Consider the following 17,563-nt stretch of genomic DNA (forward strand, 5'->3'; position numbering starts at 1 on the left):
TAAAAGTGATAAAATCCAAGCATTTAAATTTAATGCCGAAAGCTAAATTTAGCCTTGCGACGCGCGAGGTTAAATTTTAAATCAAGGAAGGATGAAGATGGCAAGAGTATTTTTAAGCCCGCCGAATATGGGCGGCGATGAGCTTGAGTATATAAAAAAGGTATTTGAAAGCAACTATATCGCGCCTTTGGGCGAATACGTTAATCGCTTTGAAGACGCAGTGAAGTCCTATACTGGCACGCGCGCTGCGCTAGCGCTAAACGCAGGCACGGCGGCGCTTCATCTAGCGCTTCGCTGCAGCGGCGTAAAGGACGGCGACGTGGTGTTAGGATCCACGTTTACCTTCATGGCGTCGCTAAATCCGATATTTTACGAGCGCTGCGTGCCGGTGCTGATAGACAGCGACGAGAGTTGGAATTTAAGCCCGAAGCTGCTTAAAGAAGCAATCAAAAAATCGCCGAAAAAACCAAAGGTGCTCGTCGTTACGCATCTTTACGGACAGGCTGCGAAGATGGATGAGATATGCGAAATTTGCGCAAACGAAGGTATTGATGTTATTGAGGATGCCGCAGAGGCGCTGGGCGGATTTTATAAAGGCAAAGCGCTGGGCGGCATCGGAAAATGCGGCGCGCTAAGCTTCAACGGCAATAAAATCATCACTACCTCTGGCGGCGGAATGCTGATCTCAAACGACGAGGAGCTAATCGCCAAGGCTAGATTTTACAGCACCCAGGCGCGCGAGCCGCTGCTTCACTACGAGCATAAAGACTACGGCTACAACTACCGCTTAAGCAATGTCTTGGGCGCTATCGGCGTAGGTCAGATGGAGGTCTTGCCGCAGCGAGTTAAAAGAAAGCGCGAAATTTTTAAAATTTATGAGGATCTGTTTAGGGGCGCAGACGTGGAGCTTATGCCCGAAGTTGAAGGCGGTAAGGGTAACAGATGGCTTACGACGCTTCTATTTAAGAAAAAGGATGCCCATCTAAAGGTTATCGACGCTCTAAATAAAGCCGACATCGAATCTCGCCCGCTTTGGAAGCCGATGCATCTGCAAAGCATCTTTGCAGGCACGCTTAGCGTCACGGACGGCACGAGCGAGGATATGTTTAGTCGCGGAATTTGCCTTCCTAGCGGCACCAATATGAGCGACGAGACGATCGAGCGCGTCGTAAAAATCGTAAAAGAAAACATCTGATGTTGTTAAAACCCACTAAATTTAGCCGCTTCGCGTTTTTTTTGCTAGGAGATATTTTTATCTCGATCCTCTCCGTTTACATTGCGTTTTTGCTGCGATTTAGCGGAGATATACCGAACGAATTCTATAAAGGCGCGCTGCTTAGCGCCTCGAGCCTTACTGCGATTAAAATTTTCTATTTTTGGTTTTTGCGGATCTATTTAGTTCCGTGGAGATTTTTCGGGCTATACGAAGCGAGAAAGCTTTTCTACGCGCACGTGATGGCAGCGCTTACCTTTTTAATCCTGTTTTTTCTAGCGAGTAAAATTTTTAACCCATTCCCGCGCTCGGTCATCATCATCGATGCGGCGATCTCGTTTATTTTAATTGGTGGGATTAGAATTTCAAAGCGGATGTTTCTAAGTGAGAAGAAAAATATCACGAATAACGAACCCTGCATCGTCGTGGGCGCTACGAGCAAGACCTTTCACGTCCTAAAAGGGATGCGGCAAAAATATATCAACTACTATCCGGTGGGCGTCGTGGACGGGCGGCCTGAGCTTGTGGGAACCTATTGCGAAAATTACGTCGTCAGGGCTAAGAGCGAAATTCCGCAGATGATCAAAGACAGCGGCGCCAAAACCGCGATCATCGCGCTGGCGCTGTATCCGGACGAGCTAAAGCAGCTCTACGACGAGCTTTTTGCATACGGGCTAAAGGATATCAAGCTCTTTTCACTTTTGGAGGATGAGAGCAAAAAGATCCGCGATGTATCGATCGAGGATCTGCTCGCGCGCAAGCCCAAGGATCTCGACACCAAGGCGATTGAAAATTTTATCAAAGACAAGATCGTGCTGGTAACGGGCGCGGGCGGCACGATAGGAAGCGAGATTTGCAAGCAGTGCTTGAAATTTGGCGCAAAGCGTCTTATCATGGTCGAACACAGCGAGTTTAACCTCTATTCGATCAACGAAGCGACGGGCGCGGATATGCGCAATGAGCTAAAGATGATAAATATCGTCTATCGTCGCGAGCTAGAGGAGGTTTTTGCAGAATTTCATCCCGAGGTAGTCGTGCACGCAGCGGCGTATAAGCACGTGCCGCTATGCGAGTTTAACCCGCATCTAGCGGTCAAAAATAATGTCATCGGCACAAAAAACGTAATCGATCTGTCCAAAAAATACGGCGCGAAAAAGGTCGTTTTGATCTCGACCGATAAGGCGGTTCGACCGACGAACATTATGGGCACGACGAAGCGTATCTGCGAGCTTTACGCGCTAAATTCCAACGACGCGGCAAGCGAAACGCAGATCGTCGCGGTGCGCTTCGGAAACGTGCTCGGCTCAAGCGGTAGTGTCATTCCTAAATTTAAACGCCAGATCGAAGCGAACGAGCCGCTTACCGTTACGCACCCTGAGATTACGAGATATTTTATGCTCGTTAGCGAGGCGTGTCAGCTGGTGCTTCAAGCGGCCTCCATCGCGCAGGGCGGCGAGCTTTTCGTGCTGGATATGGGCGAGCCCGTAAAGATCGCCGATCTTGCCAAGCGAATGTTGCAGCTTGCCGGCAAGGAGGAGCTTGGCATTAAATTTGTCGGTCTGCGTCCCGGCGAGAAGCTTTACGAGGAGCTTTTGATCGACGAAAACGACAAGAGCACGAAGTACCAATCCATCTTCGTAACCCACTCCGCAAAATACGACCTAGAGGAGCTAAGCTCGCAGATCGAGGAGCTTTCGGAGTGCGAGGACGCGCAGGTCGCGGATAAGCTAAAGCGTATCGTGCCCGAGTTTTCGCACCGATTGAATGATATGAAGGGTACGGCTTGATCGGTATCGTGGATTACGGCGCGGGCAATATCCAAAGCGTGATGAACGCGCTTAGCTTCTGCGGCGCTAAATTTTGCCTCGCGCGCAGCCCCGAGGAGCTTTTGAACTGCGATAAAGCCCTGCTTCCGGGCGTGGGCGCATTCGGCGAAGCGATGGACAGGCTTCGCGCAAGCGGTATGGACGACGCGATTAAAGAGTTTGTCGCAAGCGGCAGATATTTTTTAGGCATCTGTCTAGGGATGCAGCTTCTGTTCGAGCAAAGCGAGGAATTCGGCGCGCGCAGCGGGCTTGGAATTTTGCCCGGTCGCGTCGTAAAATTTGACAAAACGAAATTTAATATTCGGGGGGCGGAATTTAACCCAGATAGGGCAGATCCTGGCGAGCGTTGCGGACAAAATTCCGCTCGCGCCGAAAGCCTAAAGATCCCGCACGTCGGCTGGAACAGCGCGCATTTTATCAAGCGCTCGCCGATAAACGGGGGCTTGGGAGAGTTTGAGTATCTGTATTTCGTGCACTCCTACCACGTCCTTTGCGCGCGCGAGATCACGCTTGCGACCACGTTTTACGGCTATGAGTTTGCAAGCGCGATCTGGCGCGAAAACGTATTTGCCTTTCAGCCGCATCCCGAAAAAAGCCACGATGCGGGCATAAAAATCATTAAAAATTTTACGGAGCTGTGATGGAAATTTTCCCTGCGATCGATCTGAAACAAGGATGCGCCGTACGCCTTAGCAAGGGCGAGATGCAAAGCGCAAAAATTTATTCCAAAGACCCCTGTGATCTAGCTAAAAAATTTGAAGATCTCGGCGCTAAGTGGCTGCATCTGGTTGATCTCGACGGCGCGTTTGCGGGCGAGGCGGTAAATTTCAAAGCGATCGAGCGGATCGTAAAAAGTACGAGTCTGCGCGTAGAAGTGGGCGGCGGCATCCGCGACGAAGCACGCATAAAGGAGTATTTGAACTTAGGCGTCGATAGATTTATCTTGGGCTCGGCGGCGCTTAAAAACTCGGATTTCGTAAAGAGAATGGCGAAGCTTTACCGCATCGTCGTGGGCATAGACGCAAAAGACGGGCTCGTAGCGACCGAGGGCTGGGCTGAGCTAAGCCGCGTAAAAGCGACCGATCTGGCGCGAGACTATGCGGATGCGGGCGTTTGTGCGATCATCTGCACCGACATATCGCGCGACGGGATGCTAAGCGGCGTAAACGTAGAATTTAGCCGCTCTATCGCGAAAGTTTGTGGCATCGATACTATCGCAAGCGGCGGCGTGAAAGATATAAACGACATAATCGCGCTTAAAAACGCAGGGCTCATAGCAGGCGTCATCGTCGGCAAGGCGTATTACGAGGGCACGCTCGATCTTAAAAAGGCGTTTGAGGCTCTATAAAAACGCCCGAGCGTAAGCAAAGTTTGAACTAAATTTTAGTAATATGCAAATTTTAAAATTTAAAGGCGATGTGAGGCGATGAAAGATTTTTTTTATGAGATGATCGTAAAAAGCGCGAATGCGAGCGAGCTTTTCAAGAGCTTCGCGTTCGAGCTCGGCGTTACCTGCGTCGAAGAACGCGGCGAGCGTTTCATAATCCGCGACGAAGAGGATCCGCAAAATTTAAAATTTGCGTTTGAGGAGTTTAAAAAGGGGCTCTCGCGATCTCTTAATTTAGACGCCGATCTGCAGATCGAAATTTCAAAAAAGCAAAACAAAGACTGGCTCGACGAATACAAAAAAGGGGTCGCGCCTGTGGCGGTCGGTAAATTTTACGTCCGTCCGAGCTGGTGCGAAAGATCGCAAGATCCCGCGCTAATCGATCTGCTGATCGATCCTGCGTTGGCGTTCGGTTCAGGTCATCACGAAAGCACCAATATGTGCCTGGCGCTACTTAGCGAGCTTACTTGCGCGGGCATGAGTGCGCTTGACGTGGGCTGCGGCAGCGGAATTTTAAGTATCGCGATGAAAAAACTGGGCGCAAAGGTAAGCGCTTGCGATACCGACGAGCAGGCGGTGGCCGCTACGCAGCAAAACGCCGAAAAAAACGGCGTACAGATCGATAAAATTTGGCTCGGCAGCGTTTCAAGCTTGGGCGAGCGAGCGTCTAGTTTAAGCGAGCGAGGCTCAAGCATAGCCGCGCAGCCGCAGTTTGATCTCGTCGTCGCAAACATAATCGCCGACGTGATTTTGATCCTAAGCGCGGATCTAAAAAAAGCGCTAAAACCGGGCGGCAAGCTCGTGCTGTCGGGAATTTTAGAAAAATATAAAGATAGGATTGAGCAAGCCTTTTCGGATTTAAATTTCGTGCAGATAAAAAAGCAAAACGAATGGCTTAGCTTCGTTTATGAAAGGAAAATATGAATAACAACCCAAATAATCAACCCCCTCAAAACGGCGGCGGAAACAATTTTTTCAATAAAAATCCGATCGGCGTTTTTATAATTTTCGCGCTTATTTTGATAGTCGTGTTTAAAGCGATATCTCCAAGTGGCGGATTTGATAGTGGTGGAGTGCTGGGCTCCGTCTCGGGCGAGAGTAGAAACGTAACTTACTCCGAGCTAAAATCGCAGATCAAAAACTCTCAAGTAAGCATGGTTTCCATCGGAAGCTCCACGATTAAAGCGCAAGTCGGCAACGTAATCTACACCGCCAAGCGCGTGGATGACCCTGAGCTAGTTCAAATTTTAGAATCGCGCAAAATTCCATACGGCGCGTATAACGAGAGCAACTTTTTGACCGATCTGCTCTTTAGCTGGGTCTTGCCGCTCGTGATTTTCTTTGGAATTTGGATGTTTTTAGCCAACCGCATGCAGCGCAATATGGGCGGCGGCGTGCTCGGCATCGGAAGCTCTAAAAACCTGGTAAGCGCCGAAAAGCCGAAGGTTAAATTTAGCGATGTAGCGGGCGTCGAAGAGGCGAAAGAGGAGGTTAAGGAGATCGTAGATTTCTTAAAAAACCCCGAGCGATACATCAGCCTCGGGGCTAAAATTCCAAAAGGCGTTCTTTTGGTGGGGCCTCCCGGCACGGGCAAGACGCTGCTAGCCAAAGCGGTCGCGGGCGAAGCGGATGTGCCGTTTTTTTCGGTATCGGGCTCGAGTTTCATCGAGATGTTCGTAGGCGTGGGCGCCAGCAGAGTGCGCGATCTATTTGATAACGCTAAAAAACAGGCTCCGGCGATCGTTTTTATCGACGAGATCGACGCGATCGGCAAAAGCAGAACCGCAGGCGGTATCGGCGGGGGTAACGACGAGCGCGAACAGACGCTAAATCAGCTGCTTGCTGAGATGGACGGCTTCGGCTCGGAATCAAGCCCGGTGATCGTCCTTGCGGCTACCAATCGCCCGGAGACGCTGGATGCGGCGCTTCTGCGTCCGGGTAGATTCGATAGGCAGGTTTTGGTCGATAGACCTGATTTTGACGGCAGAATGGCGATTTTGAAGGTGCATATGCGCGACGTTAAATTTGCTCGCGATATCGATATCGAAGAGATCGCGCGCCTTACCGTGGGCTTTGCGGGAGCCGATCTTGCAAATATTATCAACGAAGCCGCGCTTTTAGCGGGTCGCGAGGCAAAGGCGGAGGTCGAGCAAAAAGACCTGCTCGAAGCGATCGAACGCGTCGGTATCGGACTGGCTAAAAAATCGCGCCGCGTAAGCCCGATCGAAAAGCGAATCGTCGCCTACCACGAAAGCGGTCATGCGCTAATTGCGGAGCTTACCAAAGGCGCGATGCCCGTATCGAAGGTGACTATCGTGCCGCGCGGATTGAGTGCCGCGGGCTATACGCTAAATTCTCCGTTTGAAAATAGATATCTGCATCAGCGCCATGAAATTTTTGCCGAGATCGATACGTTTTTGGCGGGACGTGCGGCGGAGGACGTGTTTTTAGGCGAGATCACCGACGGAGCGGGCAACGATTTGCAGCGCGCTACCGATATGCTTAAATTTATGGCCACTCAGGTCGGAATGACTGAAGCTCTCGGGCTTGCGGTGCTAGAAAAGCAGCAGTACTCCTTCCTAAACGGCGGACAGAGCATCAAGGATTACAGTGAGGTAACGGCGGTTAAGATCGACGAATATGTCCGCAAGACGCTGGATGAGCGCTATGCGGCGGTGAAAGAGACGCTAAGGACCTATGCTCCGGCGATCGAGGAGATGGTAAAGGCGCTGTATGAGAAGGAGACTGTCTCGGGCGAGCAGATCGTAGAGATCATCTCAAAATTTGAAAAAGATAACAGCATGCCTACCCGGCTGGTGCGAAATTTAGGCGCTAACGACGATATCGAAAGCGCAAAGAGCGAAGCTTAAATTTAAAGCTTCGCGCAGGGCAAGAACTTAGCGCTAAATTTTAAGAAGGTCGCGCTAAAATGCTTTACGCGCGATCCGCGGCACCGAATGAAAAGCGGTGCAAAAATAAAATTTAAAGAGTAAGAGATGGAAGAGGAAAAGGGAAAATTGATCTACATATTGCCGAATTTTTTCACGGCGGCAAGTGCATTTTTAGCGGTCATCAGCATAATTTCTACGATCAAAGGCAACTTCAGCGCCGCGATCTTTTATATCATTTTATCCTTGATCTGCGACGGGCTCGACGGCCGCGTGGCGAGGCTAACGCATGCGACGTCGAAATTCGGCGTGGAATTTGACAGCCTTGCGGATATCGTGGCTTTCGGCGTAGCGCCGGCGTTGCTATTTTACTGCGCGGTCGGGCATGATTACGGCAAGGTCGGCTCTCTCGTAGCAGCACTTTACGTGGTTTTCGGCGCGATCAGGCTGGCACGATTCAACGTCACTACGGGCACCTACGAGCCTAGCGTTTTTATCGGGCTACCGATTCCGACAGCAGCGATTACGATGGCGTTTTGGATCGGAATTTATCTAAAATATGAACTCTCCAAAGGGTTTGGGGTATTTTTGATCATCGCAATGGCGGCGCTATCGTTTTTGATGGTAAGCAACATCCGCTTTCCGAGCTTTAAAAAGATCAGCCTGAAGCGCCCCAACGCGATTAAAATTTTAGTGCTTCTAATCGTCGTATTTTTCTCGCTTTTATATCTTTTCAGGCTGGAATTTCCGGCAGTGCTCACTTTGGTTTATATCGTTTACGGTTTGGTTCGCGGAGCTTTAAATTTAAGTGCGGCTAAATTTCATAAAAAAGACAAACCCGAGGAAACGGCGAAATAATCTCAAACATATTTATCGCCGCGATTGTTTTAAGCTTGCACGGCTATAATTTCGCCAAATTTTAACGCTTTGAAAGGATTTGTAATGGACAAAAATAAAATCATAATCTTCGATACGACGCTTCGCGACGGCGAGCAAAGCCCCGGAGCGTCGATGAATACGGACGAGAAGATACATCTTGCGTTACAGCTTGAAAAGCTGGGCGTAGATGTTATCGAGGCCGGTTTTGCGGCGGCGAGCCCCGGGGACTTTGACGCGATAGAAAAGATCGCGGGCGCCGTTAGCAAAGCTCGCGTATGCTCTCTTGCGCGCGCTTTAGAAAAAGACATCAAAGCTGCGGGCGAAGCGGTAAAGGGCGCGAAGCTCGGGCGTATCCACACCTTCATCGCTACAAGCCCTATCCATATGGAGTTTAAACTCAAAATGCAACCGCAAGAGGTCATAAAGCGCGCCGTAGAGGCCGTGCAATACGCAAAAAGTCTATGCGACGACGTGGAGTTTAGCTGCGAGGATGCGTGCAGAAGCGATATGGGTTTTTTAAAAGAGATCTGCGACGCCGCGATAAACGCCGGAGCCTCCACCATAAATATCCCCGATACGGTGGGTTATCTCTATCCTGACGAGATCACCGCCCGAATAGGTGAAATCGTCAAATTTATCGGCGAGCGCGCCGTAGTTTCCGTACACAACCACAACGATCTCGGCATGGCTACCGTAAATTCCTTAGCCGCTATCTTAGCAGGAGCCAGACAGGTTGAGTGCACGATAAACGGTATCGGCGAGCGCGCGGGCAACGCGGCGCTGGAGGAGATCGTAATGGCGATCAAGACGCGCACAGATAAATTTGCGCCGCTTTATACCGATATAAATTTGAAAGAAATTTACCCATCCAGCCGCCTAGTCGCGAGTATCACGGGTATCGAACCGCAGCCTAATAAAGCGATCGTAGGCAAAAACGCCTTCGCACATGAAAGTGGCATCCACCAAGATGGCGTGTTAAAACACAAAGAAACCTACGAAATAATGCACGCCGAGGATATTGGGCTTGATAAAAACTCGCTCGTGCTGGGCAAGCACAGCGGCCGCCATGCCTTCAAAGACAAGCTGGTATCTTTGGGCTATGAGCTTAGTAACGAGCAGATTGAGATTGCGTTTAATAAATTTAAAGCGCTCGCCGATAGCAAAAAGGATGTTTTCGACGAGGATATTAGAGAGCTCGTAAACGACGAGTTCGTGGGGGCCGAAAAGACCTACGAAGTGTTGGTTTTAAGCTCCAATAGCTGCAACAAAGGACACGCTAGCACCGCGCTTACGCTAAGGTATAAGGATGAAATTTTAAGCGATAGCGCGCTTGGAAACGGCGGCGTGGATGCGATATTTAAGGCGATAGATCGTATCAGCGGTATCAGCGGTAGCTTGAAAGAGTATCAAGTAAAAGCGGTCTCGCAGGGCAAAGACGCGCTGGCAAAAGTAACCGTCAAGGTGGAATTTAAAGACGAGGGAGCCATCATCGGTAGAGGGCTTGACGTAGATACGATGCTGGCGTCTGCGAAGGCCTACGTTGCGGCGCTAAATACATATCTCGACGCTAAGCGCTAAGATGTTGGCGCGCTCGGCGGGATTTGTTAAATTTAGCGCAAATTCCGCCAGATTAAACAAATCAAAAGCAAAATTTTAATAATATTTCACACTTAAAACGTTGGAGTAGGGGGTATTGAGCCGAAACTCGTTTTAAAATTTATTTATGGAGACTTTTATGAAAAAAGTTCTTGTATTGTTATTTGCGCTTTGTGGCGCGGCTTTCGCTAGCGAGCAGCTAAGTGCTTACACTCAGATCGTTTCTTTTTCTGCAATTACCGTTGCAGTTGTTTTAGGTCTAGCCGCTTTGGGTGGCGCGTTAGGTATGGGAAATGCCGCTAGCGCGACGCTTAACGGTATCGCTAGAAACCCAAGCGTAGCTAGCAAACTATCGACTACGATGTATATCTCGCTTGCGATGATCGAAGCGCAGGTTATCTATGCGTTGGTTGTTTCATTCGTCTTACTTTTTGCAAACCCTTTCGTAACAGAAGGTCTTGCGGCTGCTGCAAAATAATCAAAAGCCCGAGAAATCGGGCTTTAAACTTATATAATTCAAGGCTTAAGATCAAGCTTTAAAATTTATGCGACCGTGGTGGAATTGGTAGACACGCTATCTTGAGGGGGTAGTGCCGCAAGGTGTACGAGTTCAAGTCTCGTCGGTCGCACCATCTATCAAAATTTTCCCCTATTTTTTAGTCTTTTTGAATTTTTAGATAATTTTTTAAGCCCTATTTTTGGGAATTTTAAAATCACTCTTAAAAAATTTTTAATACTTAGAACTGCCGATTGATACATATATTTTAAGAAAAACTACTGTATATTAAAAAATTGTATAGTAGCTTTTTCTACGCTCCTGCCTTGTTAATCCTTTGAGGAAATTCTATAATCTGCCTAAAATTACTATATAAAGGAAGAAAGATGACAGAAGTTTTTACCAAAATTAAGGATAATCCAATTTTTAAATCAGATCCTGATAAAGTAGTCAGGAATTTTATCTTGCCGCAATACAAGCGCACTATGGTCGAAGTATTGGATGATTTTATAGCCGTTAAATTTTATAGCTCACCGGTCAGAGACGGAACGGTTAAAATGCATAGACACTATCACTATACGCAAGGTGCAAGTTAATCAAAGCTCTAGGTAATGCCGACGAAATAACATTCGAAGGGTCTAGAATATTGTTAAAGAAATTAATATCAAATAGCCATACTAATGGTGCGGCGTCTCCAAAGAATACGCTAGCGAGCGTTTTTAAAATTTACTGCGAATATAACGCTTTTGCCGAGAAGACGTTAAGGAAATTACGATTTAGATTTCAATCGAGGTTAAAGTGCGTTAGTGATAAGGATATCGGAAAGATTACTAAAAAAGAGATAATGCAGATATTAGACCCTATTTACAAGAATGGAAAATTTGCACTTTTAAAAGATCTGTTTTATTTTATCTGTTCTTTATTCAGGTTCGCGCGAGATAGAGGTATAAGCGATAATCTTTTATTTTACGATACGCAATTAAAGAACCTATATAAGATACCTAAATCTGTGGGCTATTCATATATCTCCGCGAATGTGGATTTGTGGTTGTTGATAAAATATATCATGAGCTACCCTTACCAAATAGGCGTCAAGAACGCTTTAATCTTTGGACCACTTATCGGGTTAAGAAGCCCAAACGTAAGGAATTTAATCCGCGAGTATTTAAAGGTAGGCGATGACGGAGAATATTATTTGCTCTTTTTGGGAATGAAAATAAGGTAAAAAGTAACAGTGATGAATATTTGGGTCTTCCAAAAAAAAGGTAGGTAAGTGGCTAGAGAGCATAAAACAAAGTCTTCTTTATTTTTTGTAAATACGGAAGGAAACGTTTTAAGAGAGGCAACGCTTGTCAAGGCTCTTAGCCCAAGTAATACCTAATGCTATAGCGCCAACAGCCACTGCACCCCAGCCGACAGGATTTGAACCAAAGAAAGCGACATACGCACTAGAAGCCAAAGCACTAACAGCCAAGTCTTGCGCCACATCGCCAGCCCCCCCTTGCGATAGCTTCGTCCCACTCTTTTTTCCCAGCAGCCGCATCAAAGATAGGAATAACCATATTTAGCCCACCTGATTTGATTTTTACATAGTTATCAAAAACCTTGACATTATCAGGGTCGGCTAAAACATTTACAGGAATTCCTTTTATGAAATCGATTGTATCCGAAGTGGGCTTGATATACCAAGCAACGCCTTGACTTGAATTGTTAGAAGTATTGTTATCTTCTGGCATGATTTTTTCTCCTATTTATAGAATTTGTAGTTTTTATCTAAATTTTCGATTTGTAAATTAAAATTTTGCAATAAATACTCATTTACTTGTTCATAATCTTGCTTTGTCATTAAATAGACATTTACGGCATTTTTTTGATTGTCATAAAAAACTATGGTGCAAAATAGTATAAATTTATAATCTTTGTTAATTAATAAAGCAACTAATTTTGCTAAACAAGCAAGTAAATTTGATAAAATCAAAAAAAATCCCGCAATAACAAAACCAAATGGTGCAAAAATTTTTTGAACCGAGTTATCTGGTATCTTACCAATCATAGGATAAATACTTTTTCTAACCAAAACAATATTTTGTTTTTCTACTGTTGTATCTCGTTTATCCCAATAAACTTTATCATTATATAAATATACTTTTTCGGATTTTCTAAATTTTCTAATGAAATCAATAAAAGCCCAAATATTGGCTATTGGAAATGCTACAACCATAAAGCTAAATCTTGGATTTCTCATTTCATTTTTTAAAATTTCAAAAAACTCGCCACTATTCCAATCGACAACACCAGTAAAAAATACAATATAAATCATTATAGCGTTACATACAAGCAAAAATGTAAAACCATACATTATCATTATAAAGTTATTTTTAATGATGAGTGGAGCTTTATCATAATCTCTCATTTTAATCCTTTTTAAAAAATTTCTCTTATTGCAAGAATTTATTTAAATTCCCACAATGCCCACAACCTTGTCATTGCGAGACCACGAAGTGGTCGAAACAATCCAGCAATGAGGCGTTTTGAATTTGCAAATTCGCTTTAATAAACGGCTTCTCCGTTTCGCAACGACATTTTAATGCAAAATTCAAATCTCGTCAGTATCGTTTGATACTGAATTTATTAAATTTACAAATTTAAACTTACTTTACAAATTCATACAATTAGTAAATTTAAATTTGCAAATTCTTTTAACGCTTCAAATCTATTTGGTGTTAGCGAGTTATCATTTAGTAAAGTATGATTTCCAAATAGTTCGCTTCCGTTTGTTATGCTATTTGTGATTAAGGTTTTGTTAATGAGAATTCCGTCATTTTTATCTATCCAAGAGGTATTTTCTGCGAATTTGTTGTTGTCTAGGTCGAAGTATGTTTTACTGTTTTTTCTTGATATTGTTTTTATGCCGTCACCGTTTAAATCAATCACAATCGGTGAAGTTTTGGTTGAAGCCGGAGTCGTATCTGGAAAAGTATCGTTTGGACTCTCGGGGTCATCGTCGTCTTTTATAGTGCCTGTGCCTATTTTGCCGTCTTTTGCTATTAGTCCGTCTGATTTATCTGTGATTGTAGCTTTTATGGTTACTGTTTCATCGTCTTCTTTTGTTTGATCATCGCTCCAAGTGTATTCATAATTTGCACTGCTTTCAAAGATATATTCTACGCCGCCTCCTGCCTTAAAGTCATTGCTATTATAATGTAAAAACATATAAGTTTTTGCTTCATTGCCGTTTATGGCAGGTATGGTTACTTTTATGAATTCACCTTTTTTTAACTCTCTACTAAGCGAGATTGTAAAATTCATCTTTCCTGCTTTTTCTATCGCATTTGCATTTGATACATTTACAGCTATCTCATCTGCTTTGTGTAGGGTTATGTCAAGATACTCTTGGTATGGATTAAAGTCTTCTATAATAAGGCTATCATTTACTATAAGCTTATTATCAATTAGTTCATATTTTATATTGTCTTTTGTTTTATATATGTTTGAGCCTTTTTCTATTTGAGTGCCGTCTGTTAGTTTGCGACCATAAAAATATACCTGACCTTTTCCATCCTCATCTCTTATAGTGTCTTTGCCGTCGGTAAAGTATGTATCATAGCCGGCTCCGCCAAGAAGCAAATCATCGCCATTTCTGCCTTGAAGCAAGTCATCTGCGCTACCGCCGAACAATACATCGCCTTTCCTGTCGCCAAATATAGAACCACTTGGCTCACCATTAATGTTTAAAATTTTTCTAGCTTGTGTCGATAATGGTCTTGTATAAATAGAACCATCATTATTCCTAACTTCTATAAAGCCATTTGAGGTAATATTTATATTATCGTTATCTTCTCCATATAATTTCTTAAATATACTTCCCAAATCCCAATCAACAAGAGATAATGCCAAATTTACACCAGTAATTATCCAACCTTGCGGTGTCAATAATGCCGCACCAGCAATAATTGCATCTCCTAACGCCCCAACCATTTGTTTCATTTTGCTTTCACCCATAGTGCTATCAATTAACACATTTCCTGCTGCGATTTCTACAAACAAAACAATAGCCCTAGCTTTGCTTTTTAAAATCTTTTCGGGTATATCAGTGAAATTTTCAGCAATACTATAACCACTGCTTGCACTATTCCACATTTTACGAATATTTTCTAAATTATCTTTACTATTTTCAGAAAGATTGAATTTAGTAAATTTTTCAATAATAATTTTTTCAGCTTTATCCAAAGCAACTCTTGCTTTCGCTTCTCTGCTACCTGTTGAATTCATCGTTCGCTCCTTGTGTTATAAAAATTTTTATCAAAAATTCCAAAGCTAGTTTTAGCATTTGAAATATTTAATTTCACATTTTCTAAAAAGTATTTTTTAAATTCTTTAAATTCTTTGTCGTTGCAAATCATAATATTCATCACTTTTCCATTTTTGCTGTAAATGGTAAGACAATCATAAACGCTATCATTGATTTTGCCACCATTTATTGTATGAGTTATGATTTTTGGAATTGTATAGAATACAATGATAAGTGCAAAAATAAAAAACAAAATAATAGGCTCATTAAATGCAAAAATTGCGTATATGTATGTAGAAATAATAATCAAAAGTAAAATTTTGGCAACTAGTGAAATTTGTTCGCTTCCATCTCTAAAATCAACGCTAAATTTAACATTTTTAATATTTTTTACTTGCATAAAATCAAAAGATTTATCATTTTTAATTTGGCTTATCATTTCATTTTTCAGAATAAAATAATTTTTGCCCAAAAATTTCATAATGTAAGGAATTGCTACCATAAGAGATAAAATCGTAAAACCATTGACTTTTTCTGGTTTTGCGATACACAAAATAATAAAAGCTAAAATCATTAAAAATATACCAATCAAATTTACTTGTGGTTTGTAATCTTTTATAATAATCGGCTCTTTATCATAATCCCTTAAATTTTTGTTTTTATTAAAAACATCGTTTACCAAATTTGATCCTTTTTATAAAATTTCCTAGTAAATTCAATCTCGGTCAGTATCGTTTGATACTGAATTTTATGAATTTACAAATTTAAACTTGCTATTGCTTTTAAATTCAAGTAACAAGTAAATTTAAATTTACAAATTTGATATTTTGATCTGTTTGATCTGAATTGCCCTCAGTTAAATCCAAAGAATATAGCAGTCTTTTTTCTGCTTTATTCAACTCGTTTGTTGCCTTATTAATTCTGCTTGAATTACTCATTTTTTGTCTCCTTATTAGAAAATTTTTATTTTAAATTATTGTCAATATCTCTGTTAAATATAGTTAAGATATACTGCCTCAACTCGTCGTGGTCTTTTTGATTGAAATAAAACATATAGATAGTCGGAGTAATTTTCCACCTTTCAATCGAAGCCCACTCTATGTTTATTTGAAATTTTCTAGCATATTTCCAAAAATTTTTAAGAGTTTTGTTTGATTTTTTATAAATTCCCATGAAAACTAAAATTTCTAAAAATTCGGCTAAAAATAATATAAATATTGTAATAAGTACACTCAACAAGAATGGTCCAAAACTATACCTAGAAACAAAATTTATTATCGTAAATGCACTCAAAAATGCCCAACCAAAACCTGTTGTTGTAATTATTCGCATAAAAGAACAAAAAACCATTTTGCCTTCTTTTTTTACATGCGAAATATCGTAACCAATTGGATTGTCAGATGGATTATGAAGCACAATTCTATCTCCCATAACTTGGAAATGTATTGTTTCATCAATTTTATTGTTATGATTATAAAACACAACTTTTGAATTGTAAAAATGAATATAATGTGGCTTTATTGATAAAATATTTTTAAAATCTAATATTAAAATAAGAGTTGTTATAAAACCAAAAGAAAGGGCTGTTTGTATAGCTATTCCGATTTCTAAATTTCCATCTTCAAATTCATCAAATTTATTCAAAACGAATGCTGAAACAATCACCCAAAATGCAAAAATTAATAAAAAATGGATAAATAAAGCCCAACTAGTATAATTCCGTAAAATTAATGGTTCTTTATCATAATCTCGTTGGTTTTTGTTTTTATCAAAAATATCGTTTTTGAAATTTTCCAATTTTACTTCCTTTTCGCGAGTCTGCATTATACAACAAATCAATCTTAAATTTGATTTTGTTTTAATCTTAAATTAGCTATTTTTGTAAATTCAAGTCGTATCGTTTAAATACGATACAAAATTATTAAATTTACAAATTTAAACTTACGCAACAAGTAAATTTAAATTTGTAAATTCTTTTAACGCTTCAAAGCCGTTATTAGCTAAGCTTCCATCTCTTAGTAAAGTATGATTTTCAAATAGTTCGCTTCCGTTTGTTATACTATTTGTGATTAAGGTTTTATTGATTAAAATTCCGTCATTTTTATCTATCCAAGAGGTATTTTCTGCGAATTTGTTATTATCCAGGTCAAAGTATGTTTTACCGTTTTTTCTTGATATTGTTTTTATGTCGTCACCGTTTAAGTCAATTTTTGGCATTGCCGCCTCCTTGTAAATTTAGATTTTTATTGAAATTGTTGTTTTTTAAAGTTTGGTATTGCTCTAAAATCGTATTATAATAGTAATCGCCATTATATGCAAAATCATTAAAAACGATATTTTGGAGTGTAGGTCTATTAGTAGGAATATATTTAAAATAATATTCTCTCCCATATGTTTTTTCAAAAAATCTTTTTTTGTTAGTTATCAGTAGATTATGGGTAACGCAAAATTCTGATATTTCTTTATTGACAATGGCATTTGCTAAAAGCCAAGAAAACATAATATTTGATACAATGACTATGTCGTTTTTTGTATCGTGATATTTTAAGACTTTTTTATTTATAAATACAAAATCTGAAAAAAGTATATGCTTATTTTCGCCAATATAAACGAAATTTTCCAAAAATTTACCATTTTCATCAATAATGTATTTTTCATTGAACGGATAAAAAGGTTCTATTTTTAAAATTTCATCATTATCAATTATCTCTTGTGCGTTTTGCATAGGCGTGTCGGCATTACAAATTTTAGAACCTAAATTTAGTAAATATTCTAAATTTAATCTTTTATCAAGCTTGAAAAATTCGCATTTGTCATCAGGGTATTTATCTCCATTGCAAAGATAAAATCTTGTTTCAGCAAAGTCATTTATATCTCTATGGATATTTTTCATCTTTTTTATATCTTTTGCTGGATAATTGTCTAAATAGTGAATTTTTTGTAGAAAATCTTTTATATAAAAATTAATTTTTTCATGCTCGGTTGCT

18 protein-coding genes and 1 tRNA gene are annotated in these 17,563 nt (G+C 41.6%); 11 read left to right on the forward strand and 8 right to left on the reverse strand.

Annotated elements, in window-relative coordinates; translation table 11 throughout:
- Positions 1–97: 97 nt before the first annotated feature.
- The 11 genes from pglE to Q0323_RS10130 all read left to right on the forward strand — a co-directional run bounded on the left by pglE (position 98) and on the right by Q0323_RS10130 (position 10,881).
- Entirely contained in the window at positions 98–1,195 is a 1,098-nt protein-coding gene (pglE, locus tag Q0323_RS10080) for a UDP-N-acetylbacillosamine transaminase (protein WP_298054104.1), read from the forward strand.
- A complete protein-coding gene (locus tag Q0323_RS10085) occupies positions 1,195–3,000 on the forward strand; it encodes a nucleoside-diphosphate sugar epimerase/dehydratase (protein WP_298054105.1) in 1,806 nt (601 codons plus the stop codon). Before pglE ends, Q0323_RS10085 begins: the two co-directional genes overlap by 1 nt.
- On the forward strand, positions 2,997–3,680 hold the full coding sequence (gene hisH / locus Q0323_RS10090; protein WP_298054107.1) for an imidazole glycerol phosphate synthase subunit HisH: 684 nt from the start codon (positions 2,997–2,999) through the stop codon (positions 3,678–3,680). The genes Q0323_RS10085 and hisH overlap by 4 nt, the downstream gene beginning before the upstream one ends.
- Positions 3,680–4,387: a 1-(5-phosphoribosyl)-5-[(5-phosphoribosylamino)methylideneamino]imidazole-4-carboxamide isomerase gene (gene hisA / locus Q0323_RS10095; RefSeq protein WP_298054109.1), complete on the forward strand. Its 708-nt coding sequence runs from the start codon at positions 3,680–3,682 to the stop codon at positions 4,385–4,387. Before hisH ends, hisA begins: the two co-directional genes overlap by 1 nt.
- A 78-nt stretch (positions 4,388–4,465) precedes the next feature.
- Complete coding sequence (locus Q0323_RS10100; RefSeq protein ID WP_298054111.1) at positions 4,466–5,350, forward strand: 50S ribosomal protein L11 methyltransferase; 885 nt, start codon at positions 4,466–4,468, stop codon at positions 5,348–5,350.
- Positions 5,347–7,296: an ATP-dependent zinc metalloprotease FtsH gene (gene ftsH / locus Q0323_RS10105; protein WP_298054113.1), complete on the forward strand. Its 1,950-nt coding sequence runs from the start codon at positions 5,347–5,349 to the stop codon at positions 7,294–7,296. The genes Q0323_RS10100 and ftsH overlap by 4 nt, the downstream gene beginning before the upstream one ends.
- 126 nt (positions 7,297–7,422) lie before the next feature.
- A complete protein-coding gene (gene pssA / locus Q0323_RS10110; protein ID WP_297905032.1) occupies positions 7,423–8,172 on the forward strand; it encodes a CDP-diacylglycerol--serine O-phosphatidyltransferase in 750 nt (249 codons plus the stop codon).
- Between the two features lie 84 nt (positions 8,173–8,256).
- A complete protein-coding gene (locus Q0323_RS10115) occupies positions 8,257–9,771 on the forward strand; it encodes a 2-isopropylmalate synthase (RefSeq protein ID WP_298054115.1) in 1,515 nt (504 codons plus the stop codon).
- A 157-nt stretch (positions 9,772–9,928) separates the two neighbouring features.
- A complete protein-coding gene (atpE, locus tag Q0323_RS10120; protein WP_297987338.1) occupies positions 9,929–10,267 on the forward strand; it encodes an ATP synthase F0 subunit C in 339 nt (112 codons plus the stop codon).
- Positions 10,268–10,336: 69 nt separating this feature from the next.
- Positions 10,337–10,421: transfer RNA gene (locus Q0323_RS10125), tRNA-Leu, on the forward strand.
- Positions 10,422–10,671: 250 nt separating this feature from the next.
- On the forward strand, positions 10,672–10,881 hold the full coding sequence (locus tag Q0323_RS10130) for a hypothetical protein (protein ID WP_298054117.1): 210 nt from the start codon (positions 10,672–10,674) through the stop codon (positions 10,879–10,881).
- Positions 10,882–11,748: 867 nt separating this feature from the next.
- On the opposite strand, the gene Q0323_RS10135 is transcribed toward Q0323_RS10130, so the two are convergent.
- From Q0323_RS10135 to Q0323_RS10170, 8 genes are all read right to left on the reverse strand, one after another.
- Positions 11,749–12,021, reverse strand: a complete 273-nt coding sequence (locus Q0323_RS10135; RefSeq protein ID WP_298054119.1) for a hypothetical protein — start codon at positions 12,019–12,021, stop codon at positions 11,749–11,751.
- Between the two features lie 11 nt (positions 12,022–12,032).
- Positions 12,033–12,698, reverse strand: a complete 666-nt coding sequence (locus tag Q0323_RS10140) for a hypothetical protein (protein ID WP_298054121.1) — start codon at positions 12,696–12,698, stop codon at positions 12,033–12,035.
- Positions 12,699–12,949: 251 nt separating this feature from the next.
- Entirely contained in the window at positions 12,950–14,557 is a 1,608-nt protein-coding gene (locus Q0323_RS10145; RefSeq protein ID WP_298054123.1) for a hypothetical protein, read from the reverse strand.
- A complete protein-coding gene (locus Q0323_RS10150) occupies positions 14,554–15,258 on the reverse strand; it encodes a hypothetical protein (RefSeq protein ID WP_298054125.1) in 705 nt (234 codons plus the stop codon). The genes Q0323_RS10145 and Q0323_RS10150 overlap by 4 nt, the downstream gene beginning before the upstream one ends.
- A gap of 106 nt (positions 15,259–15,364) precedes the next feature.
- Complete coding sequence (locus Q0323_RS10155; RefSeq protein WP_298054126.1) at positions 15,365–15,514, reverse strand: hypothetical protein; 150 nt, start codon at positions 15,512–15,514, stop codon at positions 15,365–15,367.
- A gap of 25 nt (positions 15,515–15,539) precedes the next feature.
- On the reverse strand, positions 15,540–16,373 hold the full coding sequence (locus Q0323_RS10160; RefSeq protein WP_298054129.1) for a hypothetical protein: 834 nt from the start codon (positions 16,371–16,373) through the stop codon (positions 15,540–15,542).
- Positions 16,374–16,517: 144 nt separating this feature from the next.
- Positions 16,518–16,793 (reverse strand): hypothetical protein, encoded by a 276-nt coding sequence (locus Q0323_RS10165; protein WP_298054131.1) that lies wholly within the window; start codon positions 16,791–16,793, stop codon positions 16,518–16,520.
- On the reverse strand, positions 16,780–17,563 hold a 784-nt coding region (locus tag Q0323_RS10170; protein ID WP_298054133.1), incomplete at its 5' end, for a hypothetical protein. The genes Q0323_RS10165 and Q0323_RS10170, both read right to left, overlap by 14 nt.

The organism is uncultured Campylobacter sp. (genome assembly GCF_938030145.1).
Classification (GTDB): domain Bacteria; phylum Campylobacterota; class Campylobacteria; order Campylobacterales; family Campylobacteraceae; genus Campylobacter_B.

Bases quoted from the DNA above. Each gene is read 5' to 3' on its own strand.
- Q0323_RS10100 (WP_298054111.1), top strand. From the start codon at position 4,466: ATGAAAGATTTTTTTTATGAGATGATCGTAAAAAGCGCGAATGCGAGC.
- Q0323_RS10130 (WP_298054117.1), top strand. From the start codon at position 10,672: ATGACAGAAGTTTTTACCAAAATTAAGGATAATCCAATTTTTAAATCA.
- ftsH (WP_298054113.1), top strand. From the start codon at position 5,347: ATGAATAACAACCCAAATAATCAACCCCCTCAAAACGGCGGCGGAAAC.
- pglE (WP_298054104.1), top strand. From the start codon at position 98: ATGGCAAGAGTATTTTTAAGCCCGCCGAATATGGGCGGCGATGAGCTT.
- Q0323_RS10145 (WP_298054123.1), bottom strand. From the start codon at position 14,557: ATGAATTCAACAGGTAGCAGAGAAGCGAAAGCAAGAGTTGCTTTGGAT.
- Q0323_RS10140 (WP_298054121.1), bottom strand. From the start codon at position 12,698: ATGAGAGATTATGATAAAGCTCCACTCATCATTAAAAATAACTTTATA.
- Q0323_RS10165 (WP_298054131.1), bottom strand. From the start codon at position 16,793: ATGCCAAAAATTGACTTAAACGGTGACGACATAAAAACAATATCAAGA.
- hisA (WP_298054109.1), top strand. From the start codon at position 3,680: ATGGAAATTTTCCCTGCGATCGATCTGAAACAAGGATGCGCCGTACGC.
- Q0323_RS10085 (WP_298054105.1), top strand. From the start codon at position 1,195: ATGTTGTTAAAACCCACTAAATTTAGCCGCTTCGCGTTTTTTTTGCTA.
- Q0323_RS10135 (WP_298054119.1), bottom strand. From the start codon at position 12,021: ATGCCAGAAGATAACAATACTTCTAACAATTCAAGTCAAGGCGTTGCT.
- Q0323_RS10115 (WP_298054115.1), top strand. From the start codon at position 8,257: ATGGACAAAAATAAAATCATAATCTTCGATACGACGCTTCGCGACGGC.
- atpE (WP_297987338.1), top strand. From the start codon at position 9,929: ATGAAAAAAGTTCTTGTATTGTTATTTGCGCTTTGTGGCGCGGCTTTC.
- pssA (WP_297905032.1), top strand. From the start codon at position 7,423: ATGGAAGAGGAAAAGGGAAAATTGATCTACATATTGCCGAATTTTTTC.
- Q0323_RS10155 (WP_298054126.1), bottom strand. From the start codon at position 15,514: ATGAGTAATTCAAGCAGAATTAATAAGGCAACAAACGAGTTGAATAAA.